Source organism: Iamia sp. SCSIO 61187, from assembly GCF_019443745.1.
GTDB lineage: Bacteria > Actinomycetota > Acidimicrobiia > Acidimicrobiales > Iamiaceae > Iamia.
This window is the reverse complement of the sequence record NZ_CP050948.1, coordinates 3,626,794-3,650,462: the sequence shown is the minus strand read 5'-3', so window position 1 is coordinate 3,650,462 and position 23,669 is coordinate 3,626,794. Positions and strand designations below refer to the sequence as shown.

The 23,669-nt window shown below is 74.2% G+C and carries 24 protein-coding genes and 1 tRNA gene; 12 read left to right on the top strand and 13 right to left on the bottom strand.

Translation table 11 applies throughout. The features are described from left to right. Positions 1-19: 19 nt before the first annotated feature. The 6 genes from HC251_RS17380 to HC251_RS17355 all read left to right on the top strand — a co-directional run bounded on the left by HC251_RS17380 (position 20) and on the right by HC251_RS17355 (position 4,869). A complete protein-coding gene (locus tag HC251_RS17380) occupies positions 20-361 on the top strand; it encodes an urease subunit beta (RefSeq protein WP_219941871.1) in 342 nt (113 codons plus the stop codon). After that, positions 351-2,066, top strand: a complete 1,716-nt coding sequence (locus tag HC251_RS17375; protein WP_219941870.1) for an urease subunit alpha — start codon at positions 351-353, stop codon at positions 2,064-2,066. The genes HC251_RS17380 and HC251_RS17375 overlap by 11 nt, the downstream gene beginning before the upstream one ends. Beyond that, positions 2,066-2,761 carry an urease accessory protein UreF gene (locus HC251_RS17370; RefSeq protein WP_219941869.1) on the top strand — a complete coding sequence of 232 codons (696 nt, stop codon included), beginning with the start codon at positions 2,066-2,068 and terminating at the stop codon, positions 2,759-2,761. Before HC251_RS17375 ends, HC251_RS17370 begins: the two co-directional genes overlap by 1 nt. Further along, positions 2,751-3,464 (top strand): urease accessory protein UreG, encoded by a 714-nt coding sequence (ureG, locus tag HC251_RS17365; protein ID WP_255566462.1) that lies wholly within the window; start codon positions 2,751-2,753, stop codon positions 3,462-3,464. Before HC251_RS17370 ends, ureG begins: the two co-directional genes overlap by 11 nt. Positions 3,465-3,514: 50 nt before the next feature. Continuing rightward, the gene (locus tag HC251_RS17360; RefSeq protein WP_219941868.1) at positions 3,515-4,213 is read left to right on the top strand and encodes an urease accessory protein UreD; all 699 of its coding nucleotides are present in this window, start codon (positions 3,515-3,517) and stop codon (positions 4,211-4,213) included. Positions 4,214-4,287: 74 nt separating this feature from the next. Then, complete coding sequence (locus tag HC251_RS17355; RefSeq protein ID WP_219941867.1) at positions 4,288-4,869, top strand: CGNR zinc finger domain-containing protein; 582 nt, start codon at positions 4,288-4,290, stop codon at positions 4,867-4,869. A gap of 32 nt (positions 4,870-4,901) precedes the next feature. On the opposite strand, the gene HC251_RS17350 is transcribed toward HC251_RS17355, so the two are convergent. Continuing rightward, on the bottom strand, positions 4,902-6,656 hold the full coding sequence (locus tag HC251_RS17350) for a chloride channel protein (RefSeq protein WP_219941866.1): 1,755 nt from the start codon (positions 6,654-6,656) through the stop codon (positions 4,902-4,904). Positions 6,657-6,677: 21 nt separating this feature from the next. On the opposite strand from HC251_RS17350, the gene HC251_RS17345 reads away from it, so the two are divergent. Both HC251_RS17345 and HC251_RS17340 read left to right on the top strand, forming a co-directional pair. Then, on the top strand, positions 6,678-7,121 hold the full coding sequence (locus HC251_RS17345; RefSeq protein WP_219941865.1) for a MarR family winged helix-turn-helix transcriptional regulator: 444 nt from the start codon (positions 6,678-6,680) through the stop codon (positions 7,119-7,121). 124 nt (positions 7,122-7,245) lie between these two features. After that, positions 7,246-7,512, top strand: coding sequence for a Rho termination factor N-terminal domain-containing protein (locus HC251_RS17340; protein ID WP_219941864.1), 267 nt, complete (start codon positions 7,246-7,248; stop codon positions 7,510-7,512). A 19-nt stretch (positions 7,513-7,531) separates the two neighbouring features. Here HC251_RS17340 and HC251_RS17335 read toward each other — a convergent pair whose 3' ends face one another. From HC251_RS17335 to HC251_RS17320, 4 genes are all read right to left on the bottom strand, one after another. Further along, on the bottom strand, positions 7,532-8,659 hold the full coding sequence (locus HC251_RS17335) for a hypothetical protein (protein ID WP_219941863.1): 1,128 nt from the start codon (positions 8,657-8,659) through the stop codon (positions 7,532-7,534). Continuing rightward, a complete protein-coding gene (locus tag HC251_RS17330) occupies positions 8,652-10,331 on the bottom strand; it encodes an ABC transporter substrate-binding protein (RefSeq protein ID WP_219941862.1) in 1,680 nt (559 codons plus the stop codon). The genes HC251_RS17335 and HC251_RS17330 overlap by 8 nt, the downstream gene beginning before the upstream one ends. Continuing rightward, positions 10,328-10,888, bottom strand: a complete 561-nt coding sequence (locus tag HC251_RS26065) for a TetR/AcrR family transcriptional regulator (RefSeq protein WP_219941861.1) — start codon at positions 10,886-10,888, stop codon at positions 10,328-10,330. The genes HC251_RS17330 and HC251_RS26065 overlap by 4 nt, the downstream gene beginning before the upstream one ends. 108 nt (positions 10,889-10,996) lie before the next feature. Beyond that, positions 10,997-14,137 (bottom strand): PKD domain-containing protein, encoded by a 3,141-nt coding sequence (locus HC251_RS17320; RefSeq protein WP_219941860.1) that lies wholly within the window; start codon positions 14,135-14,137, stop codon positions 10,997-10,999. Positions 14,138-14,318: 181 nt separating this feature from the next. Here HC251_RS17320 and HC251_RS17315 point away from each other — a divergent pair, with 181 nt between their 5' ends. Then, positions 14,319-15,350 carry a DUF2804 domain-containing protein gene (locus tag HC251_RS17315; protein WP_219941859.1) on the top strand — a complete coding sequence of 344 codons (1,032 nt, stop codon included), beginning with the start codon at positions 14,319-14,321 and terminating at the stop codon, positions 15,348-15,350. 27 nt (positions 15,351-15,377) lie between these two features. On the opposite strand, the gene HC251_RS17310 is transcribed toward HC251_RS17315, so the two are convergent. The 3 genes from HC251_RS17310 to HC251_RS17300 all read right to left on the bottom strand — a co-directional run bounded on the left by HC251_RS17310 (position 15,378) and on the right by HC251_RS17300 (position 16,440). Then, positions 15,378-15,752: a hypothetical protein gene (locus HC251_RS17310; RefSeq protein WP_219941858.1), complete on the bottom strand. Its 375-nt coding sequence runs from the start codon at positions 15,750-15,752 to the stop codon at positions 15,378-15,380. An 83-nt stretch (positions 15,753-15,835) separates the two neighbouring features. Beyond that, positions 15,836-16,240 (bottom strand): YkvA family protein, encoded by a 405-nt coding sequence (locus tag HC251_RS17305; RefSeq protein WP_219941857.1) that lies wholly within the window; start codon positions 16,238-16,240, stop codon positions 15,836-15,838. Between the two features lie 124 nt (positions 16,241-16,364). Further along, positions 16,365-16,440, bottom strand: a tRNA-Arg gene (locus HC251_RS17300). A 131-nt stretch (positions 16,441-16,571) separates the two neighbouring features. On the opposite strand from HC251_RS17300, the gene HC251_RS17295 reads away from it, so the two are divergent. After that, entirely contained in the window at positions 16,572-17,033 is a 462-nt protein-coding gene (locus HC251_RS17295) for a GNAT family N-acetyltransferase (protein ID WP_219941856.1), read from the top strand. Here HC251_RS17295 and HC251_RS17290 read toward each other — a convergent pair. The 5 genes from HC251_RS17290 to HC251_RS17270 form a co-directional block, all read right to left on the bottom strand. Continuing rightward, positions 17,030-18,025 (bottom strand): LLM class flavin-dependent oxidoreductase, encoded by a 996-nt coding sequence (locus tag HC251_RS17290; protein ID WP_219941855.1) that lies wholly within the window; start codon positions 18,023-18,025, stop codon positions 17,030-17,032. The two genes, HC251_RS17295 and HC251_RS17290, sit on opposite strands and share 4 nt — an antisense overlap. A gap of 9 nt (positions 18,026-18,034) precedes the next feature. After that, positions 18,035-18,400, bottom strand: coding sequence for a hypothetical protein (locus tag HC251_RS17285; protein WP_219941854.1), 366 nt, complete (start codon positions 18,398-18,400; stop codon positions 18,035-18,037). A 216-nt stretch (positions 18,401-18,616) separates the two neighbouring features. Next, complete coding sequence (locus tag HC251_RS17280) at positions 18,617-18,766, bottom strand: hypothetical protein (protein ID WP_219941853.1); 150 nt, start codon at positions 18,764-18,766, stop codon at positions 18,617-18,619. A gap of 142 nt (positions 18,767-18,908) precedes the next feature. Beyond that, complete coding sequence (locus HC251_RS17275; RefSeq protein ID WP_219941852.1) at positions 18,909-19,805, bottom strand: TIGR03619 family F420-dependent LLM class oxidoreductase; 897 nt, start codon at positions 19,803-19,805, stop codon at positions 18,909-18,911. A 74-nt stretch (positions 19,806-19,879) separates the two neighbouring features. Beyond that, the gene (locus HC251_RS17270; protein ID WP_219941851.1) at positions 19,880-21,154 is read right to left on the bottom strand and encodes a diguanylate cyclase domain-containing protein; all 1,275 of its coding nucleotides are present in this window, start codon (positions 21,152-21,154) and stop codon (positions 19,880-19,882) included. 144 nt (positions 21,155-21,298) lie between these two features. On the opposite strand from HC251_RS17270, the gene HC251_RS17265 reads away from it, so the two are divergent. Together HC251_RS17265 and HC251_RS17260 are read left to right on the top strand one after the other, a co-directional pair. Further along, a complete protein-coding gene (locus HC251_RS17265) occupies positions 21,299-23,017 on the top strand; it encodes a class I adenylate-forming enzyme family protein (protein ID WP_219941850.1) in 1,719 nt (572 codons plus the stop codon). Positions 23,018-23,037: 20 nt separating this feature from the next. Continuing rightward, on the top strand, positions 23,038-23,667 hold the full coding sequence (locus tag HC251_RS17260; protein ID WP_219941849.1) for a phosphoribosyltransferase: 630 nt from the start codon (positions 23,038-23,040) through the stop codon (positions 23,665-23,667). Positions 23,668-23,669: the final 2 nt, after the last annotated feature.

Below are 23,669 nucleotides of genomic sequence, written 5' to 3'. Positions count from 1 at the left end.
CGCCCCCGACCGTCCGCTCGTGCCCGGCGAGGTCGTCGGCCCCGACGATCCCGTGCCGCGCTCGCCCGGCCGCCCTCGCCGGACGCTGGTGGTGGAGAACACGGGCGACCGGCCCGTGCAGGTCGGTTCGCACTTCCACCTGGCCGAGGCCAACCCCGCCTTGGACCTCGACCGCGCCGCGGCCCGAGGTTGGCGCCTCGACGTCCCCGCCGGCACCTCGGTGCGCTTCGAGCCGGGGATCGCCCAGGAGGTCACGCTCGTCCCTCTCGGCGGGCGCCGGATCGTTGCCGGTCTGCGGGGCGAGGTGGCCGGCCCCCTCGACGTCACCGAGCACCCGGATCGGAGCGGTCGTGACGCCTGAGACCACCGACCGCGCCACCTACCGTCGGCTGTTCGGCCCCACGACGGGAGACCGCATCCGCCTCGCCGACACGGACCTGTGGATCGAGGTCACCGAGGACCGCAGCGCCGGGGGCGACGAGGTCGTGTTCGGTGGGGGCAAGGTCATCCGCGAGTCGATGGGCCAGGGCGGCGCGACCCGCGCCGAGGGCACACCGGACCTGGTGATCACGGGGGCCGTGGTCCTCGACCACTGGGGAGTGATCAAGGCCGACGTCGGCGTGCGCGACGGGCGCATCGTGGCCCTGGGGAAGGCCGGGAACCCCGACACCATGGACGGCGTCCACCCCGACCTGGTGATCGGCCCCTCCACGGAGGTGCTGGCCGGGAACGGGAAGATCCTCACCGCCGGCGCCGTCGACAGCCACGTGCACCTCATCTGCCCGCAGCTGGTGCCCACCGCCCTCGCCGCCGGGACGACGACCCTGGTCGGAGGGGGCGTCGGCCCGGTCGAGAGCAGCAAGGCCACGACGGTCACCGCGGGCGCCTGGAACCTGGCCCGGATGCTCGAGGCCATGGACTCATGGCCCGTCAACGTCGCCCTGCTGGGCAAGGGCAACACGGTGTCGGAGGAGGGCCTCTGGGAGCAGCTCCGGGCCGGGGCCGCCGGCCTCAAGCTGCACGAGGACTGGGGCACCACCCCGGCGGCGATCGACACCGCCCTCCGGGTCGCCGACGCCTCGGGCGTCCAGGTGGCCATCCACACCGACACCCTCAACGAGGCCGGCTTCGTGGCCGACACCGTCGCCGCCATCGGCGGCCGGTCGATCCACGCCTACCACACCGAGGGAGCGGGGGGCGGACACGCCCCCGACATCATCACCGTCGCCAGCCACCCCAACGTGCTGCCGTCGTCGACCAACCCGACCCGGCCCCACACGGTGAACACCGTCGCCGAGCACCTCGACATGCTCATCGTCTGCCACCACCTCAACCCGGCGGTGCCCGAGGACCTGGCCTTCGCCGAGAGCCGCATCCGGCCCAGCACCATCGCCGCCGAGGACGTCCTCCACGACCTGGGTGCCATCTCGATGATCGGTTCGGACTCGCAGGCCATGGGGCGCATCGGCGAGGTCACCCTCCGCACCTGGCAGACGGCGCACGCCATGAAGCGACGGCGCGGGGCGCTGCCCGGCGACGGCGCCGCCGACAACCACCGGGCCCGGCGCTACGTGGCGAAGTACACCATCGCCCCCGCCGTCGCCCACGGGCTGCACCACGAGGTCGGCAGCGTGGAGCCGGGCAAGCTGGCGGACCTGGTGCTGTGGGACCCAGCGTTCTTCGGGGTCCGGCCGCACGTGGTGCTCAAGTCGGGCTTCGTGGCGTGGGCCCAGATGGGCGACGCCAACGCCTCCATCCCCACCCCCCAGCCCGTGCTGCCCCGACCGATGTTCGGGGCGGCTCCCGGCGTCGCCGGCGACCTCAGCGTCGCCTGGGTGGCGCCGGCCGCGCTCGAGGACGGGCTGGCCGACCGGCTGCGGGTGCGCCGGCGCCTGGTGCCGGTGGCCGACACCCGGTCGGTCGGCAAGGCCGACATGCCCGAGAACGATGCCCTGGTCGACATCCAGGTCGACCCGGACACCTTCGCCGTGCACATCGACGGCGACCTGGTCACCGAGGACCCGGCCGACGTCCTCCCCATGGCCCAGCGCTACTTCCTCTTCTGATGGCCGGGCCCGTGCCGACGACCGCGGTGAGCGTCCTCGCCGGCCTCGTCCTGGGCGACGGTCGCCTTCCGGTCGGCGCCTCGTCGCACTCGTGGGGCGTGGAACCCGCCGTGCGCCACATGGGCCTCGACGGCGCCGACGACCTGCGGTCGTTCCTCGAGGCACGGCTGCCGGAGGCGGCGCTGGTCGAGGCGACGGCCGCAGCGCTGGCCGCGGGCCACGAGGTGGTGACGCCCGATCCGTGGTGGGAGCACCTCGTGGCCGAGCTCGACGCCCGCATCCCGTCGGCGGCCCAACGGGCGACGAGCGATCGCCTCGGCCGCCTGCTGCTCCGCGCCGCGGGCCGGCTCTGGCCGTCGCCGGGTCTGGCCCTCGTGGCCGACGGTCGGCGCACGCCGCAGGCCGCGGTGCTGGGGGCCGTGGGCCGGGCGGCGTCGATCAGCCCGGTCGACGCCGCCGCCCTGTCCCTGCACGGCGCGGCGTCGATGGCCGCATCGGCCGCGGTCCGCCTCCGCGGCCTCGACCCCGTCGAAGCCCAGGCCGTGGTCGTCGGCCTGCACCCGCTGCTCGCCACCCTGGCCGCCACCGCGGCCGGGGTGGGCGGCCCATCCGACCTGCCCCCCGGCGGGACCGTCACCGTCGACCTCCTCGCCGAGGTCCACGCCCACGAGGAGGCCCGGCTCTTTGCCAGCTGACCTGTTCCAGATCGCCGACCACCACCAGCACGACCACGGCGCCGCCCACCACCACCCCGCGCCGGCCGCCGGCCGCCCGCTCCGGGTGGGGGTCGGGGGGCCGGTCGGGAGCGGGAAGACGACCCTGGTCGCCGAGCTCTGCCGGACCCTGGCCCGAGACCTGGCCATCGTCGTCGTGACCAACGACATCTACACGAGCGAGGACGCGCTGGCCCTGCGAGCTGCGGGCGTCCTCGACCCGGAGCGCATCGTCGCGGTCGAGACCGGCGCCTGCCCGCACACCGCGATCCGCGACGACATCGCGGCCAACCTCGACGCCGTCGAGGAGCTCGAGCGCCGCTTCGCCCCCGCCGACCTGAGCCTGGTCGAGAGCGGCGGCGACAACCTCACCGCCGTGTTCAGCCAGGGCCTGGTCGACCGGCAGATCTTCGTCCTCGACACCGCCGGCGGTGACGACGTCCCCCGCAAGGGCGGTCCCGGCGTCGAGCTGGCCGACCTGCTCGTCATCAACAAGGTCGACCTCGCACCCCTCGTCGGGTCCGACGTGGATCGCATGATCGCCGACGCCGCCGCGCGCCGGTCCGGCAAGCCGGTGGTCACCACCGCCCTGCGCTCGCCCGGTGGGGTCACGCCCGTCGCCGAGTGGCTGACCCAGCAGGTGAGGGTCTGGCAGGGCGCCGCGGTCGGCGAGGTCCCGGTCTGAGGGCCCGGGCCCGGCTCGAGGCGGAGGCCGACGGGCGCGGGGGGACCCGCGTGACCCACCTGCGCTCCGAGGCACCCCTGCTCCTCCGGCTCGCCCCGGGAGGTCGGGCCCACCTCGTCGGCGGGGCCGCCGGCCCGCTGGGCGGCGACGACCTCGCCCTCGCGATCCGCGTCGGCGCCCTCGCCCGGCTCGAGGTCCGTGGGGTCGCCGCCATGCTGGCCCAGCCCGGACCGGCCGGCGGGAGGGGCCGGCTCGTCGTCACCGCGGACGTGGGCGAGGACGGGCACCTCGACTGGGACGTGCAGCCCACCATCGTGGTCGCGGGCGCCGACCTCGACGTCGACCTCCGCATCGCCCTCGCCTCGGGGGCCACGCTGCGCTGGCGGGAGGAGCTGGTGCTGGGCCGCTCCGCCGAGCAACCCGGTCGCGTCCGCACGCGGGTACGGCTCACCGAGGGCGGGCGGACCACCCTGGACCACCGTCAGGTCGCCGGCGGGGCGCCGGGGCCCTGGGACGGGCCCGGCGACCTCGGCGGGCACCGCTGGCTCGGCTCGGAGCTGCGCGTGGGCCGGGGCCCGGCCGCCCGTCCGCCGCTCGCCTCACACGGCGCCCGGGCGGCGGACCTGGTCCTCGCCTCGGGCGCGGTCCTGGCGGTGGCCACCGCGACCGACCGCCGGACGGGGCTGCCGGCGCTGGACCGCCCACCCGGCCGGCCCGTCGTCCGAGCGACCTCCGCCGCCATCGCCTGACTCGCCGTCCCCGCCAGGGAGGCGCAGCTGGGACCAAAACCTGTGAAGCGAGCGACGAGGGTTAGGCTGCGGCCGTGACGCCGCCGTCCGCGCCGGGAGCCCCGGGAGCCCTCGGCCGGGATCCGCGGCCGCTCGTCGGGGAGCCGCTGGGCCTCGACCTGCTCAACACCATCTGGGTCGACGGCGGCGTCCGCCACGACCTCCTCGCCGACGTCGACGGGCTGGGTGTCTGGCTGACGGCCCACGGCGTCGACGCCGAGGTCCCCCGATCGCCGGCGACGCTCGCCGCCGTCCGGGAGGCGAGGGCCGCGATCGCCGCCCACGTCGACACGGCGGACGCGCCCGGGGCGCGGGACGGGGTGAACGCCATCCTGGCCCGGGGGGCCCTCGCCCGCAGCCTCACCGAGGACGGGCCCGTCACCGTGCCGCAGGTCGACGACCCCGCCCAGCGGCCGGGGTGGACGGCGGTGGAGAGCTACCTCCGGCTGCTCGAGCGCGACGCCGGTCGCGTCCGGGCCTGCGCCCACCCTGACTGCGTGCTCCACTTCTACGACACGAGCCGCAAGGGCAACCGCCGGTGGTGCTCGATGGCCGGCTGCGGGAACCGGGCCAAGGCCGCCCGCCACTACGCCCGCACCCGCAGCTCCGAGGGATAGCCCTCGTAGCCGGCCCGGCGAGCGGCCGGTCGTCAGGCGCGGGAGCGGCGCAGGAGCCGTCGGCCGGCGGACGCCGCCAACCCGGGCTGCGGGCGCTCGAGGTCGGCCTGGCGACGACGGACCTTGAGCAGGTCGGTCCGGGTGCAGATGCCGACCAGGAGGTCGCCCTCGACCACGGGCACGTGCTCGATGGTCTCGTCGAGCATGATCCGCAGGGCGGTCTGGGCCCGGGCGTCGGGTGCCACGGTCACGACGGTGGTCGAGCTGTGGTCAAGGAGGGGGTCGTCCCCACCGCCGTCGAGGCGGAGGAGGTCGCCACGGGTCACGATGCCGACCACCCGGCCCTCGTCGAGGATCGGGTAGGCGCCGTGGCCGTGGGCGGCGAAGTGAGCGCGGGCGTCGGCCACCGTCGCCGTGGCCGGGAGGCACTCGACCCGGGTGCTCATGATGTCCCGCACCCGGACGCTGGTGAACGGGTCGACGCCGTAGTGGCGGCCGATGAGCAGGCCGCGCCGGCGGAGCTTCTCGGTCATGAGGCTGTCCTGGTTGACGGCGCTGTAGACGAGGTCGGCGATGACGGTCGCCAGCATGAGGGGCAGGACCACGTCGTAGTCCCGGGTCAGCTCGAACACGAAGACCATGGCGGTGAACGTCGCCTGGGTGGCGGCGCCGAACGTGGCCGCCATGGCGACGATGGCGAAGGCTCCGAGGGCGATGTCGGTGCCGGGGAGCACCTCGTTCAGGCCGGACCCGACGACGGTCCCGAACGAGGCGCTGATCAAGAGGATCGGTGCGAGCGTGCCTCCCGAGGTCCCCGACCCGAGGGCCAGCCACCACGCGACCAGCTTCCCGGCGGCGAGGGCGGCGACGGTGCCCACGGCCAGCCGCGACGCGAGGACGTCGCCGATGGCGTCGTAGCCGACGCCCAGGGCGCGGGGGACGAAGAGGCCGACCGTGGCGAAGCCGAACGCACCGATGGCGGGGTGCCAGAAGTCGCTCACGGGCAGACGGCGGTAGAGGTCCTCGACGAGGAAGAGGCCCCGGCTCACCACGATCGCCAGCACCCCGCACGCCACGCCCAGCAGGACGAACGCCGGCAGCACGTCGAGCCCGGCGAAGTCGTGGGGCGGGACGTCGAAGAGCGGCCCGTCGCCGAAGAGCGCCGAGTGCATGCCGCCGGCGATGGCCGTCGCCACGACCAGGGGGACGAAGGCACGGACGGAGAACTCGAACAGCAGGAGCTCGATGGCGAGCACCACGGCGGCGAGCGGGGCACCGAAGGTGGCCGACATGCCGGCGGCGGCCCCGGCGGCCAGGAGGATCTTGCGCTCCGACGGGGTGATCCGGACGACCTGGCCCATCAGCGATCCGATCGCACCTCCGGTGACGATGATCGGGCCCTCGGCGCCGAAGGGCGCACCCGTGCCGATGGCGATGGCGGCCGAGACCGGCTTGGCGACCGCGGTGCGGGGGGCGATGCGGCTCTGCTTGGTGAGGATCGCCTCCATGGCCTCGGGGATGCCGTGGCCCCGGATGACCGGCGCCCACCGCGCCAGGAGGCTGATCAGGAGGGCACCGACGACGGCGGCGACGAAGACCGGCCACCCGACCTCGAGCTCGGTGAACGGCGTCTCCTCGGTCGCCAGGCGGTGGAAGAGGGCGGCGTTGGTGATCAGGGCGATGAGGTGGACGAGCACCCAGGCGGCGCCCCCACCGGCGAACCCGAGCAACGCGGCCAGGGCCGTGAGCAGCAGGAGGCGGCGGGTCGGCGTTCGGTCGATCACCATCAGAGAGTATCGTGATGCGATATGACGCGACCAGAGGCCGAGAGCGGTGCCGTCAGCGACGACGACTACGCCCGCCTGCTGGCCTTCCGGGACGGGCTGCGCCGGTTCCTCCACTGGAGCGAGGACCAGGCGCGCCGGGAAGGGCTCACGCCCTCGCGGCACCAGCTGCTGCTCGCGATCCGCGGGCACCCCGGGCCGCCGTCGATCACCGACGTCGCCGAGCACCTGGCCCTGCGGCACCACAGTGCGGCCGAGCTGGTCGGTCGGGCCGAGGCGGCGGGGCTCGTGCGACGGGTCGCCGACGCCGACGACCACCGGGTCGTCCGCCTGGCCCTCACCGCCGAGGGGGAAACCCGCCTCGCCGCGCTGGCGGCCGCCCACCTCGAGGAGCTGTCCCGCCTGCGCCCCCGCTTCGACGCCCTCTGGGTCGACCTCCCGTCGCAGGAGCCGTCGACCAGCCGATGAGCCAGGGCCCCGGCGTCGCCCTCCCGCTCGGTCGGCGACGGGCCTCGTCGCGGGCCGATGTGTTCGACCGCCGATCGGACGGGGAGCAGGGAGTCGTCCATCCCCCCACCGTCGGAGGTGCACCATGGCCAAGGACCACGGACCGAGCGTCAAGGACGACGAGCAGTACGAGGCGCTGCGGCGCCAGGGCGAGAGCAAGGAGAAGGCGGCCCGCATCGCCAACGCCTCGTCCAACACCTCCCGCTCGCAGACCGGCCGGAAGGGCGGTGAGGGCCAGTCCTACGAGGATCGCACCAAGGACGAGCTGATGGACCGGGCCCGGGAGATCGGCATCGAGGGTCGCTCGAAGATGTCGAAGTCCGAGCTGGTCGACGCCCTCCGCGACCACTGAGCCGTCGGCGGCGGGGCGATCAGGGCGTGATCGGGGCCTGGCGGGCGATCTCGAGGGGGACGATCGGCGTGCCGTCGCTCCAGGCCCCGGCGCTCCGGTGCTCCGGGGTGTCGGCCAGCGCGTGGTCGGGCCCGACCCCTTCGTCGGCCGCCGCCCGCAGGGCGTCCCACACCTTCCAGCAGAAGCCCCAGTCGTAGGCGTCGGCCTCGCCCTCGCCGGCGACGCACACGCCGTGGCCCGCCCCCAGCGGCGGCTGGCCGTGGTCGTCGGGCCGGGTCAGCACCAGCGCCTTGTTGGCGGCGGGGATGTGGTCGAGCTGCGGGAACAGGCTGTTGCAGCTGGCGCCGGGCACGCCGGCGATCACCCCGTCGGCGCTGACGTGGCACTCGAGCAGCACGTCGGCGGGGATGCCCCCGAGGTCGTCGTCGAGGGCGGGCTCGTCGTCGCCGGTGATCGCCCCGTCGTGCGGGTCGTCGAGGAAGACGGCCCGCGGGCGGGGCAGGTCGAGCTGCTGGTACCGGTTGGCCAGGTTGACGGTGATGATCCCGCCGAAGGAGAACCCGAAGTAGGAGGTGCGGTCGAGCTCGGGCTGGACGCGCCCGGGGTCGGCCCGCAGGAAGTCGAGGGCGCCCCGGATGCCGGCCACGGCCGAGTCCAGGCACGGCTCGATGTCGACCGGGCCGGGGCAGGGGGCGGCCACGTCGGTCTGCCACCGGGGGAAGATGGCGATGGTGCCGGTCCGGACCGTGTGGCGCATGAGCTCGTGGAGCTGGTCGTAGCCGGCGAACTCGAAGTAGCCGTGCAGGAAGATCGCCACCGGCGCCGACGCCGGGCGCGGGTCGATCGGCTCGAAGACGAACCAGGCGTCGGCACCCTCGCCGCCCGAGCTCTCCTCCCAGTCGGCGTGGGCGGCCTGGCTGCCCCCGGGCCCGGTGGTCGGCTGCGCCGGTTGGGTCACCGCCCCCGGCGGGGCGGCGACCGACGAGGCCGGCAGGTCGATCGGCGGGACGGTCGACGACGGGGACCCCGCCGTGGTCGCTGTCCCCGGGGCCGGGGTGGCGCCGTCCGCGTCGTCGGTGCAGCCGACCGCCAGCGTCCCGGCGAGGAGGACGACGAGGACCAGCGTCCGGCCGGCCCGATCAGCCATCGGTCCGCCAGAGCCCGTGGGTTACGTGGCCGCTGGCGAGTCCCTCCGACGGACGGTGCCCGCCGGGGAGGTCGGGGGCGGTCTCGGCGTCGTAGCCGTGGACCGCGGGGCTCGACGCCACCATCCAGGTGGCGTAGTTGGTCCACAGGCTGTACGCCTGCTCGCCCATGCGTCGGTTGAGGTCGCGGTAGATCTCGGCGCGTGCCTCGGGGTCGCTCTCGATCCGGCCGGCGTCGAGCAGCCGGTTGATCTCGGCGTCGTCGAAGCGCCCGAAGTTCACCGGCGACTGGCCGCGGAACCAGCTGTACAGCTCCCCGGGGTCGATGCTGGCGTAGTTGCGGAACGCCATCAGGTCGAAGTCGCCGGCGATGGCGTTGTCGATGAGGGTGTCCTGCTGGACCGTCTCGAGGGCCACGTCGATGCCGATCTCCGCCATCGACTGCTGGAAGAAGACCGACAGCTCCTGCGACGCCGCGCTGGGTGTGTTCTGGTACGTGAGGGTCCGGATCGGGCCCCGCTCGGCCACGTGCTCGGCGACGAGGCGCCGGGCCTCGTCGAGGTCCTGCTCCACGGGGTAACCGGTGTCCTCGAGGTGGGCCGGCGACCCGGGTGCGAAGGGTCCGGTGGCCATCTGGAACTCGCCCTGGTTGACCGTGTCGGCGTAGGCGTCGCGGTCGATGGCGAGGGCCATGGCCCGGCGGATGCGGACGTCGTCGAGGGGCGGGGCCGCGCTGTTCAGCTGCCAGAAGCCGACCTCGCCGTTGGCGTTGCTCTCGATGCTGGCCAGCTCCCCGGCCTCGGTCTCGCCCCGCAGCTCGATGAGGTCGGCGGGCGTGCCGAAGTGTCCGATCTGGATGTCGTCGGACAGCAGGGCGTTGACCCGCTGCTCCGGTTCCACGATGGGCTCGAAGATGATCTCGTCGAGGTACGGGTACGGCTTCCCGTCGGGGGCGTCCTGCCAGTAGTCGGGGTTGCGGACGGCGCGGAACGACCGACCCTCCACCCAGTCGGAGGGGTCCTCGAGCATGAACGGGCCGGTGCCGATCAGGTCGGTGCTGCACGAGTCGGGGTCGTCCAGCTGGGCCTGGGCGAGGATCCCGTTGCGGCCGCCGCCGGCGAGGACGGCGTCGAAGCCGACCCAGGGCTCCTTCATGGTGACCACCACGTCGCGCTCGCCCGACACCTCGACGCTCTCGATGGCCTCGTAGATGAACAGCCCGAGGAGGGGCGACCGGGCGTGGTCGCCGGGTGCGCCCCGGTTGGCGTCGAGGTTGTTCTTCACCACCTCGGCGGTCAGCGGGGACCCGTCGTGGAACGTGATCCCGTCCCGGACGGTGATCGTCCACACCATGTGGTCGTCGTCGTGCTCGACCGCCTCGGCCAGGTAGGGCACGTACTCGCCGTCGGCGGTGGGGGCGAGGAGCGGGTCGTAGATGGCGCGGGCCACCATGATCCCGGAGATGGCCAGCTGGGCCTCGGGCAGGCACCACCCCGCTCCGGTCTCGGCCTCCAGCCCGTAGGTCACCGACCCGCCCCAGACCGGGTCGCCCGGGTCGTCGCCCTCACCCGGGCCGCTGGTGCGATCGGCCTTGCCCCCGCCGCAGCCGGCGAGGAGCAGGACGGCGGCGAGGGGCAGGGCGAGGAGCTGGCGGCGGCGGCGTGCGGTGGTCATGGGGTCCCGTCGGTGGTGGTGAGGTGGTGGACGTGGGCGAGGAAGAGGTCGACCTCGGCCGGCTCGGCCGAGCCGAAGGCGACCCGGCGGCCGAGCATGAAGGTGGCGGGGGCGACGACGCCGGCGACGGCCGTGGCTCGGGCCTCGTCGGCGCCCGCCCGTCGGCCCAGCCCGGTGAGGTCGCGCCGGAGGGCGGTGTAGACGACGTCGGGCTGGGGTTGGCCGTCGGCGGCGAGGACGTCGCCGATCTCCCACAGCAGCCGCACCCGGGGGTCGGCCTGGATGGCGAGGAAGGCCCGGACGTGGTCGAGGGTCGTGGCCGCCCGGTCGGCGTCGAGGAGGGGGGCCAGCTCCTTGGCGAGCGACCCGGCCACGGCCCGCAGGAGGTCGGCGCGGGTCGCGAAGTGGAAGAAGAGGGTCGCCTTGGACACCCCGGCGGCGGCGGCGACCGCGTCGAGGGGGGTGGTGACGACCGACCCCTGGTCGAACCGCTCGCGGGCGGCGGCGAGGAGGCGCTCGCGGGTCTCCTCCTTCTGCTGCGCCCGGCTCGGCGACATCCCTGCTCCTTCGCCACGGCGAGGGCCGCACCCTAGGAGTTCGCTGACCAACGGTCAACAAGTTGCGCCGTGACGACGTTCGGGCGACGGGGACGGGCCCCGTGGTGGTCAGGCGAGCGGGACGAGCACCAGGGTGAGGGCGACGGCGTTGGGGACGGGCTGGTCGACGGTGGCGGTGAGCTCGGCGCTGGCCCCCGGCGGGACGGATCCGTCGCTGTCGGCCAGGACAGCCGACACGTAGCCGACCCCCGAGCCGGCGTGGGAGTTTCGGGTGGCGACGCCGGCGGGCGTCTCCCACCCCGTGGTCGTGGCGGACTTGTCGGCCCAGTACGACACCACCCAGGAGGGTGCCGCCACCGGCACCGACGGCGTGGTGTAGCCGGGGCGGGCCGCATGGGCGTCGACGGTCAGGCCCCGGTAGGCGACGACGACGACGTCAGTGCGGGCCCAGATGGCGGTCGAGACCTCGATCTCGCTGCCGGCGTCACCGGCGACCGCGGTGTGGGAGAAGACGGCGGTGCGGCTCCGGGACGTGTCCGCGTCGAGCAGGTGGGACCACCCGGCCGGACCGTTGACGACGGCCCCGGCGGGGGCGTTGGAGCTGACGAAGACGACCAGCTGGTCGCCGGGCTCCACCTCGGTCGGGATGGTGACCGTGTCGCTCAGGGTCGTGGCCGCGTCGGCGGAGGCAGCGGCCGCCACGAACCCGCGGTGGGTCGGCTCGGCCACCTCGACCTGGACCTCGACGTCCTGGTGGGCGCTGTGGGTCAGGCCCTGGTCGTCGGTGACGGTGAGGACGATCCGGTACGTGCCGGAGGAGGCGTAGGTGTGCTCGACCGATGCGCCCGACGCCGTGGCGCCGTCACCGAAGTCCCACTGGTGGTCGACGATGGTGCCGTCGTCGGTGGAGGCGGAGCCGTCAGCCACGCAGGTGCCGTCGGTGCAGGTGACGTCGAGCTGGGCGACCGGCGGCACCTCCTCGGGCTCGGCGGGAGCGGTGACGGTCACGGCGAGCTCGGTGACGGCCGTGGCCCCGTCGTCGTCGGTGACGGTGAGCGAGGCCTCGTAGGTGCCCGCCTCGGCGTAGTCGTGGGTGACGTCGACCCCCTCGCCGGTCCCGCCGTCGCCGAAGTCCCAGGCGTAGGACGTGATGTCGCCGTCGGGGTCCTGCGAGCCGGAGCCGTCGAACGCGCAGCCCAGGTCGGTGCAGCTGACGGTGGCGGCCGCCGTGGGGGCCTCGTTGGCGGGGGGCGGCGGCGGTTCGGTCGGCTCACCGGGCAGGGCGAAGACCGCACTGGTCGCCCAGTCGGCGTCGTCACCGTCGCTCACCGTCGTGCGGCCGGACGGCTCGATGCCGCCCCCGGCCCGCCAGGTCGCCCGCACGAGCGTCTCGGCGTCGCGATCGACGTAGTACACGTGCTCGCCGGCGAGGACCATGCCGCCGACGTCGCGGTAGTCGAGGCCCCCGCCCGACGACGCCACGTCGAAGCGCTGGGCGCCGACGACCCGGTTCTCCACGCTGAAGTAGCGCATGTGGAGCCGGTTCGAGCCGCTCACCGTGTAGAAGAGGCGGCCCTCGTCCAGGACCGCTCCGGTCATGTTCGCCAGATCGGTGGCGAAGGCGGTGAGCCGCTGGAGGTCGACCACAGCCGCGCTCCCCAGGGTGGTGCCGTCGTAGGAGCGGGCGCGGAGCGTGCCGTCGGAGTGGGCGGTGTAGAGGACGCCATCGGCGGCGAAGGCGGCGCGGGTGCCCGCGAGCGCGGTGGCGTCGGCCACCGCGGTGGAGGGCGGGTCGACCGTCTGGCCGTCGAAGCCCCGCGCCTCGATGCGCGCCGGGCCGCTGGGCACGTACTGGTGCAGGTCGATCGGCAGCGCCAGCCGAGCGGGCTGCGGGACGGCGCGGCCCCCGGCCAGCGGGAAGAAGGCGATGCGGGCGCGGTACCGGTAGTCGGCGATGCGATCGGTGTCGCTGGCCACGTAGAGACCGTCGGTGGTGGCGACCATCTGCCAGACGGCGCGGCCGCGGGTCCGGCCTGGGTTCCAGGACAGGGGCAGGCCGTTCATCGGGTCGAGGGCGGCGATGCCGGAGGTGGCGATGCCACCCGCCCCGAGCGAGTCGGTGCCGTAGGAGTTGTTCGACCAGCGGAAGTGGCCGCCGACGTACACGGCGGCGCCGGTGACCTCGACCGAGTAGTAGCTGTCGCCGCCGGAGTACTCGACCCACTGGTGCGTCGAGTTCGGGGTCTCGGTGTCGGCCCAGCGGGTCACCGCATCGCAGGTCCCGTTGAGGCCGCTGCCCTTGGCTCCCGTGGTCACCACGACGAAGTAGGAGCCGTCGGGGCTGTAGGAGACGTCGCGCACGTAGTCGGTGAAGCTGGCGCAGTACCCCGCGAACGCGGTGGTCGACCAGGGGGAGACGGTCATCTGCCCGCCGCCGTTGGTGTCGAGCTTCACGATCTGGTTGCGGGGCTGGCCGCCGACGGTCGCGAAGCTGCCCACCACCACGATGTGCTCGCCGTCGGGGGACGGCTCGATCCGCCAGATCTTCCCGCCGCCGCCTCGATGGGTGCCCTCGAAGCCGACGGCCACGTCGTCGTCGATGGCGCCGGTGGTCGCGTCGAGCGCGGCGAACCGTCGTTCCCGGCCCTGGACGCGCTGGAACACCCCGCCGATGTAGAGGCGGTCGCCCGCGAGCGCCATCGCCGTCACGACGGCGTCGACGCCCGACTGGAACGCCAGGGGGCTGCCGTCGGCGATCGACAGGCGGGCGACCTTCTGCTGGAGGACGCCGTCGACGCGGTTGAACCGACCGCCGATGTAGACCGACTGGCCGTCGGCCCCGGCGACGACGCTGTAGACCTCGTTGTCGACGTCGGGCGCCCAGTCGCGGAGGATGCGGCCGGTGGCCCGGTCGAAGGCCAGCACGTACGACCGGTTGACGACGGTGCCGTCGGGGTCGGTCGAGCGGGTGAAGTCGCCGCCCAGCACGACCGTGTCGCCGACGACGGCCACGCTGCGCACGTTCCCGTCGGTCACGTGCGGCGTCGTCTCCGTCGGCACGGCGTTGACGAGGGTCGCCTGCTCCGGAGCGGTCATGGCCGCGATGGCCGCCGGCCCGTCGCCGGGGAGGGCGGTGACGCCGACCAGCATCGTGGCCACGAGCAGGGGCCCCCGCACGGCGCGGGCGAGTCGGCTCCACCGCCGGCGCCCCGTGGCCGGGGCGGCTGCGAACGTGAGTCGGGAAGACAAGGCAAGACCTCCGGGGCCCGTGGGTCGCCAACAGCCGTGACGGCCGCATCGGCGGACCCCAAGGGTCCCACGGAGAGTGATGTCTGTCGAGGGCCCAGCACGCATCGTGAGGTGTCTGTGACGCGGCTGTGACGAAGCGGGGGAGCAGGATCCTGCCCGCGTCGCCCCCTACGTTGGCCCGATGACCACGCACGAGCGCGAGCTGTTCGACCCGGTGGACCTCTGCACCCCCGACGGAGACCGGCTGGCCGCCGCCGCCCGCGGCTGGTCGCGGACGCCGCTGCACCGGGCCAACCTCCACGGCCACCACGGGCGCAACAAGCGGTGGGACTACTGGGCGGTGCTCGCCGGCGACCTCGTCGTCTCGGCCGTCTACGCCGACATCGACCACCTCGGGCTGATCGACGTGTGGTGGGCCGACATCCCGTCGGGCGACGACGGCGGTGCGAGCGCCGTGGTCGCATCCGACGCCGTCTCGCTGCCCGAGCGCTGCGGCACGGTGCCGCTGACGCTGGCCCACCCCGACCTCGACATCGCCATGACCGACGACGGGACCGGGACCCGCCTCACCGCCACGTGGCGCGAGCCCGACGGCCGGGCCGGTGCCCTCGACGTGGCCGTCGCCCTCCCGCCGGGGCACGAGTCGCTCAACGTGGTGATCCCGTGGGACGACGAGGTCTTCACCTTCACCTCCAAGCACCAGGCCCGGCCGGCCACCGGCACCCTCGAGGTCGGCGACCGGCGCTGGGTCGTCGGCGGGTCAGGAGGTGACGCGTGGGGCGTGCTGGACGTGGGCCGGGGCCGGTGGCCCTCGACGATCACCTGGAACTGGGGCAGCGGCGCCGGTCGCGCCGGCGACCACGTGGTCGGTCTCAACGTCGGCGCCCGGTGGACCGAGGGCACCGGGTTCACCGAGAACGGCTTCGTCGTCGACGGGGTCCTGACCAAGATCGGCCGCGAGCTGCGGTGGGACTACGACTGGGACGACCCGATGGCCCCGTGGCGCATCAGCGACCCCGAGGGCCAGCTCGACGTGACCCTCACCCCCCGCTACGACAAGCACAGCCGCTCGGGGCGCGACGATGGGCGGGGGAGCGAGACGCACCAGGTGTTCGGCACCTTCGCCGGGTCGGTGCGCACCGACGACGGCCGCACCGTCACCTTCGACGCTCTCCAGGGCTTCGCCGAGGAGGTCCGCCACCGGGGCTGGTAGCCGCCGGTCGGCGCGGCGGACGACGGCTCAGTCGTCTCGATCCCAGGGGGCGGTGTCGCCCATCTTCTCGTAGTAGCGGGCGAGGTGGCCCTTCACGCGGGGGATGTCGTCCTCGGGGAGGTCGACGCCGCCCCGCGCGCCCTGCATCACCTGGGCGGCGGCCATGATCGCCCGCGGGACCGCCTTGAGCTCCCCGTCGACGACGTCGGCGATGAGGAGCTTGTAGCCGCCGAAGAGGTCGTCGTCGTCGTCGGCGTCGTGCCAGACGTGGGCGTCGCGGTACCTGGCGTTGGGACCGTCCTCGGCGCCGGCCCACCGGCGGACGCGGGACTCGGCGGCGTCGCCGTCCCACTCGCGATCCCGATCGGCCAACGGCAGGTCCTGGAACTGGGTGACGGTCATGGGTCTCCCTTCGGTCGGTGGATGCCCCGGACTCCCCGGCCGGGCGGGGCTCGACACACGCCAGGACCTCGTCGAGGACGGCGTCACCGGGGCGCCGAGGTGAGGCGCAGGACCCGGCGCAGGGCGTCGAGGCCCTCGGCCGATCCCGGCCAGTGGCGGGCGAGGGCGTCGGGAGGCGCCCGGCGGACCAGACGTTGCAGCACCAGGGACACCAGGAGGGCGTCGTCCGCGTAGCCGATGACGGGGACGAAGTCGGGCACCACGTCGATCGGGGAGGCGAGGTAGGCGATCAGGAACCAGACGGGCCACCGGGCCGACCGGCTGATGGTCCGGTCCCTCGCCAGACCGCCGACGAGCCGCAGCACGTCGGGCAGCATCCTCATCACCACCGTCAGCCCGACCCTGTCGCGGCTCCGCCTCCACAGCACGACCAGGAGGACGATCCAGACGGCGACCGGCCCGCAGAGGAGGGCGAGGCCGGTGCGCACGCCGCCAGTCGAGCACAGCTGTGCAGCCGCGACTGGGTGCTCCCACCGCCCATCCCGCCGATCAGCCGGCTGCGTCCCGCTGTCCGATCGCCGGCGGCCTCGTCGGTCCTTGGCCCTCGTCGCTTGGCGCCCCCGGCAGGATTCGAACCTGCGACGCACGGTTTAGGAAACCGACGCTCTATCCCCTGAGCTACGAGGGCGGGGCTTCCGCGCCGCGCCCCGGCTGAGGGCTCGCGCGTCAGAACGAGGGCGAGAGTACCCCTGCGGGGCCGGCCACCCCACCCGCCGACGCCCGGTGCCGGGCGGACCGGTCCGTGCCACGATCTCGAGGGTGCGCAACAGGCGAGCACGCACCGAGGAGGCCGACGTCGTCGCCGGGCTGTGGCTGCGCGCCCGCCGCGCGGCGCTCCCGGCCATCCCCGCCCCTGTGCACTCGGACGACGAGGTGCGCGCTTGGTTCGCCGACGTCGTCCTCCCTCAGCGAGAGGTCTGGGTCGGCGAGGAGGACGGAGTGGTCGTCGGCCTCCTCGTCCTGGAGCACGGGTGGGTCGACCAGCTGTACGTGGAGCCCGGGCGGACCAACCGGGGGATCGGTGGCCGGCTGGTGGGCGTGGCGAAGCAGCAGTGTCGAGGCGGCCTCCGCCTGTGGACCTTCGAGGCCAACGTCGGGGCTCGGCGCTTCTACGAACGACACGGCTTCGTGGTCGTGGGATCGACGGGCGGCAACAACGAGGAGGGCGCCCCCGACGTCCTCTACCAGTGGTCACCGTCGGGAGCCACCAGCGCTGGCTAATCCGCGTCGAGGTCGAGAGCGGCGGCCAGGCCGTGCAGACCGTCCCACCCGACGTCGGGGGGCAGCCCGCCCATCATGGGGTTGAGCACGAGGATGGCACCGGGATCGGCGTCGACCTCCGCCCGCAGCGCGTCCGGGGTGAGGACCCGGTAGCGACCCGACTCCCGCAGGCCGTCGACGTCGTCGTCGGCGAGGGGCTGGTAGCCGGTGGCCCCGTCCATCCCGGCCGCCGCCGCCCATCGGCCGTAGGACTCGGCCTCGTGGCGGGCGTGGGGGCGGATGACCTCCCAGGCCGCGTCGGGGTCGTCGGCCACGTGGAGGAAGCCGGTCGGCTGGGCCAGGTAATCGCCCGGGTCGGCCTTGCCCCGAGCCAGGCGCTCGGCCCGGTAGACCTCCCACGCCTCGGGCGTGCTGGGCTGGAAGCCGTCGGCGATGCGCGCCGCCCGCCGGGCCGCCGCCGGGCCGGACCCGCCGAGCAGGACGGTCGGCCCGGCCCGGCCCGGAGGTCCCTCGGGGGCGGGGGTGAGGCGCACGGTCCGGCCCCGGAACGGGAACGGCTCACCGGTCCGGCTGGCCCGCAGCACCTCGACGGCCTCGGTCGTGCGGGCCGCCCGCTCGCCGAGCGGCACGTCGAACAGGGCGAACTCGTCGGGCACGTAGCCGTTGGCCAGCACGACGGTGAACCGTCCGCCGCTGATGAGGTCGACCACCGTGGCCTCCTCGGCCAGGTGCAGCGGGTCGTGGAGCGGGGCGGCGACGGCCGACACCCAGATCTGCACCCGCTCGGTGCGCGCCGCCACGGCGGCGGCCATCGTGAGGGCGCTGGGCAGGTAGCCGTCGTCGCTGCCGTGGTGCTCGGACAGCACGATCGCCATGACCCCGTGGTCGTCGGCCCAGGCGCTCATGTCGAGGGCGGCCCGGTAGCGCTCGGTCGCCGACACCCCGGCGAACGCCGGGTTCCGCAGGTCGAACCGCATCACCAGGATCGGCATGGCGAGAACCTAGGAGTCCGCGTGCCGGGGCGACGCCCGACGGCGGCGGAAGCCGGCCACCAGTGGCGGGGCCGCGACGCCGAGCATCACCGACGAGATCCACGGAGCCTGGGCCAGGCCCATCAGCGAGAGACCGGTGAAGCCGACGAACATCATCTGCGCTGCGGTCTCCTGGCCCAGACCGATCCACGAGCGCAGGACGGTGACGGGCCCGGGGATGCAACGCAACGTGCGCACCGTGACGAACACCGACGCGATGGAGGTGACCAGGAGGAGCAGGCCTGCCCACGCCAAGAGGCCCTCGCTCGTGAGAAACCCGAGCCCGCCGATGGCTCCTGTCCCGAGCTCGACGACGATGACCCCCGCGTCGACCAACGGCGTTCGGTCAGACGGTGCGTCTGGTCGGCCCATGACCTCGTCTACCACGCGAGGTCGATGGCCGATCGCAGTGGCGCTGACCGCTCCGCGGCCTCCTCCATTCGCGCTCGCGCACCCGGAGACGAGTGGATGCCTGTCCAGGTGTGCATGTATCGCTCCGCCAAGATCGCGTGCTGGGCGTCGTGCATCGACAGACGTCCCTCGCCTGCCGGGTCAGAGGAGGGTCACGCCGACGAGGACCATGACGCTCCCCAGGGCCACGACTGGCGCAGGGTGCGTGGCGACCAGGCGCATCGTCGCGGAGCCCTGGGTCGGCTCGGGTCGGATCGCTCGGAGCAGGAGGAGGTTGAGACCCACGGCCACGGCGACCAGTCCGACCAGTGATGCGTCCTCCCACAGGATGACGAGAGGGACGGTGCCGATGGGCGCGAGGAGGAGGATGAGCGCCTGTCGGTCCGTCAGGGATTGCCCTCCCGCCCGCCGGGCCGTTCGACCAAGGGACACGTCAGCTCTCCAACGGGAGGACGGTGGCGGCGACCTCCTCGAGCTCGGCGGTCCAGTCGGAGGGCTCGTCGAGCGGGAGGACGACGAACTTCGACGCCCCGACCTCGGTGAAGGCCTCGAGCCGCTCGCGCAGGGAGGCCATGCCGACAGGGATGACGTCGGCCGGGTCGAGGTCGGGGCGGCGGGCGGCCAGCAGTGAGACGACCCGGTCCGGGACCGCACCGCGGGCGTAGGCGACGAGGACGCCGAGGTGCTCGGGGTCGATCTCCCGGTCGTGGGCGGCCGCCTCGGCGGTGACGACCTCCCAGCCGTCGCGCACGTCGGCGACCGTGGCGAACGAGGGGAGCCAGCCGTCGCCCAACCGGCCGCATCGCCGCAGCTCGGACCGGGACTGGCCGCCCAGCCACACCTCGATCGGGTCCTGGACCGGCTTGGGGCGGATGGTCACCCCGTCGACCCGGAAGCGGTCGCCGTCGTGGTGCACATCGTCCTCGGCCCACAGGCGCCGGATCAGGGGCAGGGCCTCGTCGAACCAACCGGCCCGCTCGCCCCGCTCGATCCCGAAGGCCCGGTGCTCGACGGGCGTGGGTGCCCCGAGGCCGACGGCCGGGAGGAACCGCCCACCCGACAGGCGGTCGAGCGAGGCCATCTCCTTGGCCAGCACGACGGGGTTGCGGCCGGGCAGCACCAGCACCCCGGTGCCCAGCTTGAGCTTGGTGGTGGCCCCGGCGGCGACGGCCAGGGCGACCAGCGGGTCGGGGGCGTCACCGGTCAGCCGCTCCGACAGCCACAGCGAGTCGAAGCCGAGCCGCTCGACGTCGCGCACGTAGGGGAGGAACGTCTCCTGGGTGTTGGCGAGCGTGTGGGTGCCGAGGCCGACGCCGATCCGGATCTTCACCGGCCGATCCTGCCATGCACCCTCGCGGCAGGTGGGGGACGAGACCGCCCGTCGCTGCCGCAAGCGCCCGGCGGTCAGTCGGTCTGACGGGCTCGCTTGGCCGCGTACATGGCCTGGTCGGCCCGGCGCAGCAGGTCCCCGGAGCGGGCGCCCTGGCGGGCGACGGCGCAGCCGGCGCTCATGTGGACCACGACCGTGCCGGCGCTGGTGGTGAACGGCCGCTCGACGGCGTCGACGATGGTGGCCATCGTCGCCTCGACCTCGTGGACCGCGTCGCGGATCGCGACCACGACGAGCTCGTCGCCACCGAGGCGGCCGACGGTGTCATCGGGGTGCAGGACCGTCCGGATGCGCCGGGCGATCTCCATCAGAACCTCGTCGCCGACGTGGTGCCCGTAGTCGTCGTTGACCTGCTTGAACCCGTCGATGTCGCAGAAGACCAGCCCGACGCGGGCGGTGGTCCCGACCGAGGCCTCGAGGGCGAGCTCGAGCCGCTCCATCAGCAGCATGCGGTTGGCCAGCCCCGTCAGCGGGTCGTGGGTGGCCTGGCGGGCGAGGCGCTCGCGGGCCTCGACCAGGCCGGCGATCTCGACGCCGCTGATCACGACGGCCTGCACGTCCACGTCGTCGAGGAGGTTGACGGCGGTGAGCCAGAACGGCGTGGGCCGGCGGTCGGGCGCGGCCCGGAACGTGGCCTCGAACGACAAGGTGCCGCCCTCGAGGAGCAGGGTCTCGAACGCCTGGCGCACGGGACGGGCGTCCTGCTCGACGACCAGGTCGGTGAGGAACCGGCCCAGCGAGGACTCCAGGTCGACGCCGAGGGTCGAGGTGAAGGCCCGGCTGGCGCCCTCGAGCCGGCTGTGGCTGTCGACCAGCAGGGTGAGGCTGGGGGAGTGGTCGAGCACGGCGGCCTGGCGGCGGGCATCGCCGGCGGTGACCCGCCAGGCCCCGCGATCCTCGATCAGGCGCAGGCTGACCACGACGCCGCGGATGCGGGGGTCGTGCATCCCCGACCAGCCCCGGGACTCGACCGGGATCCAGCGTCCGTCGGCGTGCCGGACCCGGATCTCGACCGTCGTCCCCAGGTCCTTGTCCTGGACGGACTGGAACGACGCCGACGCCGTGACCAGGTCGTCGGGGTGGATGAGGTCGATGACCGAGCTGCCCCGGGCCTCCTCGAGGGTGAGGCCGAAGGTGCGCTCGGCCCGCTGGTTGCCCCAGGTCAGGCGGAGCTCGGAGTCGATGACGATCACCGGGTCGGGCAACCACCCGAGGACGGTCGCCGGGTCCGGCTGACCCCACACGTCGAGCGGGACCGCGGGATCGGCGAACGACGACAGCGGCCTCACCTCGGGTTCATCGGCCGGAAGCCGGTCCTGGTCCATGGGTCGATCGGCCCAAGATCGGGGGACGGAGGGCCGCGAGGAGGACGGTACCGCCCCTGGCGGGCGGTCCCCGACGCCACCGCCCCCGGCGTGGCAGGGTGACGCCCGATGGCCACCGAACCCTCCGCCCCGCCGTCCGCCGCCCCCGCCCTCACGTGGGACGAGGCCGTCGCCGCGGTGACGGCCGAGCCGCGCTTCGCCCTCGGCGAGGTCGAGGTCGACGGCATCACCCAGACCGTCTTCACCAACGCCCCGCCGACGCTGCGGCACATCTTCGCCATGTGGCCGGGGCGGGGCGACGACCTGTTCCTGGTGTACGAGGACGAGCGCCGAACCTTCGGCGAGGTGGCCGACGAGGTCGCCGCCCTGGGCGCCGCCCTGGTCGGCCGGTACGGCGTGCAGCCCGGCGACCGCGTCGCCATCGCCATGCGCAACCTCCCGGAGTGGGTGATCTCCTTCGCCGCCATCACCTCGATCGGCGCCGTCAGCGTGTCGCTCAACGGCTGGTGGACCGAGGACGAGCTCGACTTCGGCCTCGACGACTCGGGCACGTCGGTGCTCATCGCCGACCCCGAGCGCATCGACCGGACCCGCGCCGCCTGCACCCGCCTCGGCATCGCCACCGTCGGCGTGCGGCTCCCCGCCGGCGAGCCCGTGCCCGAGGGCGTGGACCGCTGGGAGGACGTGGTGGTGCTCGGGGCCGAGCTTCCCGCCGTCGACGTCGGCCCCGACGACGACGCCACCATCCTCTACACGTCGGGGACGACGGGGCGGCCCAAGGGCGCGGTGTCGACGCACCGGGCCGTGACCCAGTCGCTCATGTCGTTCGGGTGCCGAGCCCAGGTGCAGCGGGTCCGCCGCCCGGCCGAGGCCGCGGTGGCGGCCGAGACGCCGCCGGTCTTCATCCTGGTGGTGCCGCTCTTCCACGTCACCGGCGGCGTGGCCGTGATGCTCTCGTGCGCCCTCGGCGGGGTCCCCCTGGTGATCATGTACAAGTGGGACCCGGAGCGGGCCCTCGAGCTGATCGAGCGTGAGCGGGTCACCAACTTCGTGGGCGTGCCCACCCAGTCCTGGGACCTGATGGAGTGCCCTCGGTTCGCCGAGTTCGACACCTCCAGCCTGGTCAGCGTGGGCGGCGGTGGCGCCCCCGCCCCGCCCGCCCTCGTGGCCCGGGTCGACAGGGGCTTCCGGCGGGGCCGGCCCTCCATCGGGTACGGCATGACCGAGACCAACGCCTTCGGACCCCAGAACTCGGGGGACGACTACGTGACCCACCCGACGAGCACCGGCCGGTCCCTGCCCACCCTCCTCGTCGAGGTCCGTGACCCCGACGGCCGCCCCCTCCCCACCGGCGAGCAGGGCGAGATCTGGTTCAAGGGCCCGATGGTGATCCGGGGCTACTGGAACCGGCCCGACGCCACCGCCGAGGCCATCGTCGACGGGTGGCTGCGCACCGGCGACGTGGGCCGCATCGACGACGAGGGCTTCGTCTACGTCGAGGACCGGGCCAAGGACCTCGTGCTGCGCGCCGGCGAGAACGTGTCGTGCGCCGAGGTCGAGGCCGCCGTCTACGAGCATCCGGCCGTGTACGAGGCGGCCGTGTTCGGCGTGCCCCACGAGCGGCTGGGCGAGGAGGTCGCGGTCGCGGTCCTGCCCAAGGAGGGGCACCCGCTCGACCCCGGCGACCTCCAGGCCTTCGTCGGGGAGCGCCTCGCCGCCTTCAAGGTGCCGAGCAAGGTGGTCGTGGTCGACAGCCAGCTGCCCCGCAACGCAGCGGGCAAGATCCTGAAGCGCCAGCTGCGCGACGAGGTCGCCAGGGCCGGCTGAGGGCGAGCGAGGAGGCAGCCATGCGGTACCGGGATCGAACCCATGCGGGGGAGGTGCTGGCGGCCGAGCTGCGCGAGCGGCGCGACTGGTCCGAGCCCCTCGTCCTGGCCCTGCCCCGGGGTGGGGTGCCGGTGGCGGCCCCGGTCGCCCACGCCCTCGACGCCGACCTCGACGTCCTGGTGGTCCGCAAGGTCGGCTCGCCCGGCCGCCCCGAGCTGGCGCTGGGGGCCATCGCCGAGGGCAGCGACCACGTCGTGTGGGGCGAGGTGGTGGGCCACCGCCCGCCGGACCTGGAGTCGGTCGACGGTGTCGTGGCCCTCGAGCGGGCCGAGCTGGCCCGGCGCATCGGCGTCTACCGCGGCGACCGACCGCCGCCGGCGGTGGCCGGGCGCGACGTCGTGGTCGTCGACGACGGCCTCGCCACCGGGGCCACGGCCGAGGCCGCCCTGCGCAGCGTCGCCGGCGGGCAGGCCCGCAGCGTGACGCTGGCGGTGCCGGTCGGCCCGCCGGCCACCATCGAGCGGCTGGCCGCCATCGCCGACGACGTGTGCTGCCCGATGCCCCGGGCCGACCTGGTGGCGGTGGGGACCTGGTACGTCGACTTCGCCCAGACCACCGACGCCGAGGTCCTCACCCTGCTGGGGCGCTGAGC

Coding starts and splice junctions, on each gene's coding strand:
- HC251_RS17345 (WP_219941865.1), top strand. CDS start 6,678: ATGACGCGACCAGAGGCCGAGAGCGGTGCCGTCAGCGACGACGACTAC.
- HC251_RS26065 (WP_219941861.1), bottom strand. CDS start 10,888: ATGTCGCCGAGCCGGGCGCAGCAGAAGGAGGAGACCCGCGAGCGCCTC.
- HC251_RS17350 (WP_219941866.1), bottom strand. CDS start 6,656: ATGGTGATCGACCGAACGCCGACCCGCCGCCTCCTGCTGCTCACGGCC.
- HC251_RS17370 (WP_219941869.1), top strand. CDS start 2,066: ATGGCCGGGCCCGTGCCGACGACCGCGGTGAGCGTCCTCGCCGGCCTC.
- HC251_RS17290 (WP_219941855.1), bottom strand. CDS start 18,025: ATGCCGATCCTGGTGATGCGGTTCGACCTGCGGAACCCGGCGTTCGCC.
- HC251_RS17265 (WP_219941850.1), top strand. CDS start 21,299: ATGGCCACCGAACCCTCCGCCCCGCCGTCCGCCGCCCCCGCCCTCACG.
- HC251_RS17335 (WP_219941863.1), bottom strand. CDS start 8,659: ATGGCTGATCGGGCCGGCCGGACGCTGGTCCTCGTCGTCCTCCTCGCC.
- HC251_RS17315 (WP_219941859.1), top strand. CDS start 14,319: ATGACCACGCACGAGCGCGAGCTGTTCGACCCGGTGGACCTCTGCACC.
- HC251_RS17260 (WP_219941849.1), top strand. CDS start 23,038: ATGCGGTACCGGGATCGAACCCATGCGGGGGAGGTGCTGGCGGCCGAG.
- HC251_RS17310 (WP_219941858.1), bottom strand. CDS start 15,752: ATGACCGTCACCCAGTTCCAGGACCTGCCGTTGGCCGATCGGGATCGC.
- HC251_RS17330 (WP_219941862.1), bottom strand. CDS start 10,331: ATGACCACCGCACGCCGCCGCCGCCAGCTCCTCGCCCTGCCCCTCGCC.
- HC251_RS17340 (WP_219941864.1), top strand. CDS start 7,246: ATGGCCAAGGACCACGGACCGAGCGTCAAGGACGACGAGCAGTACGAG.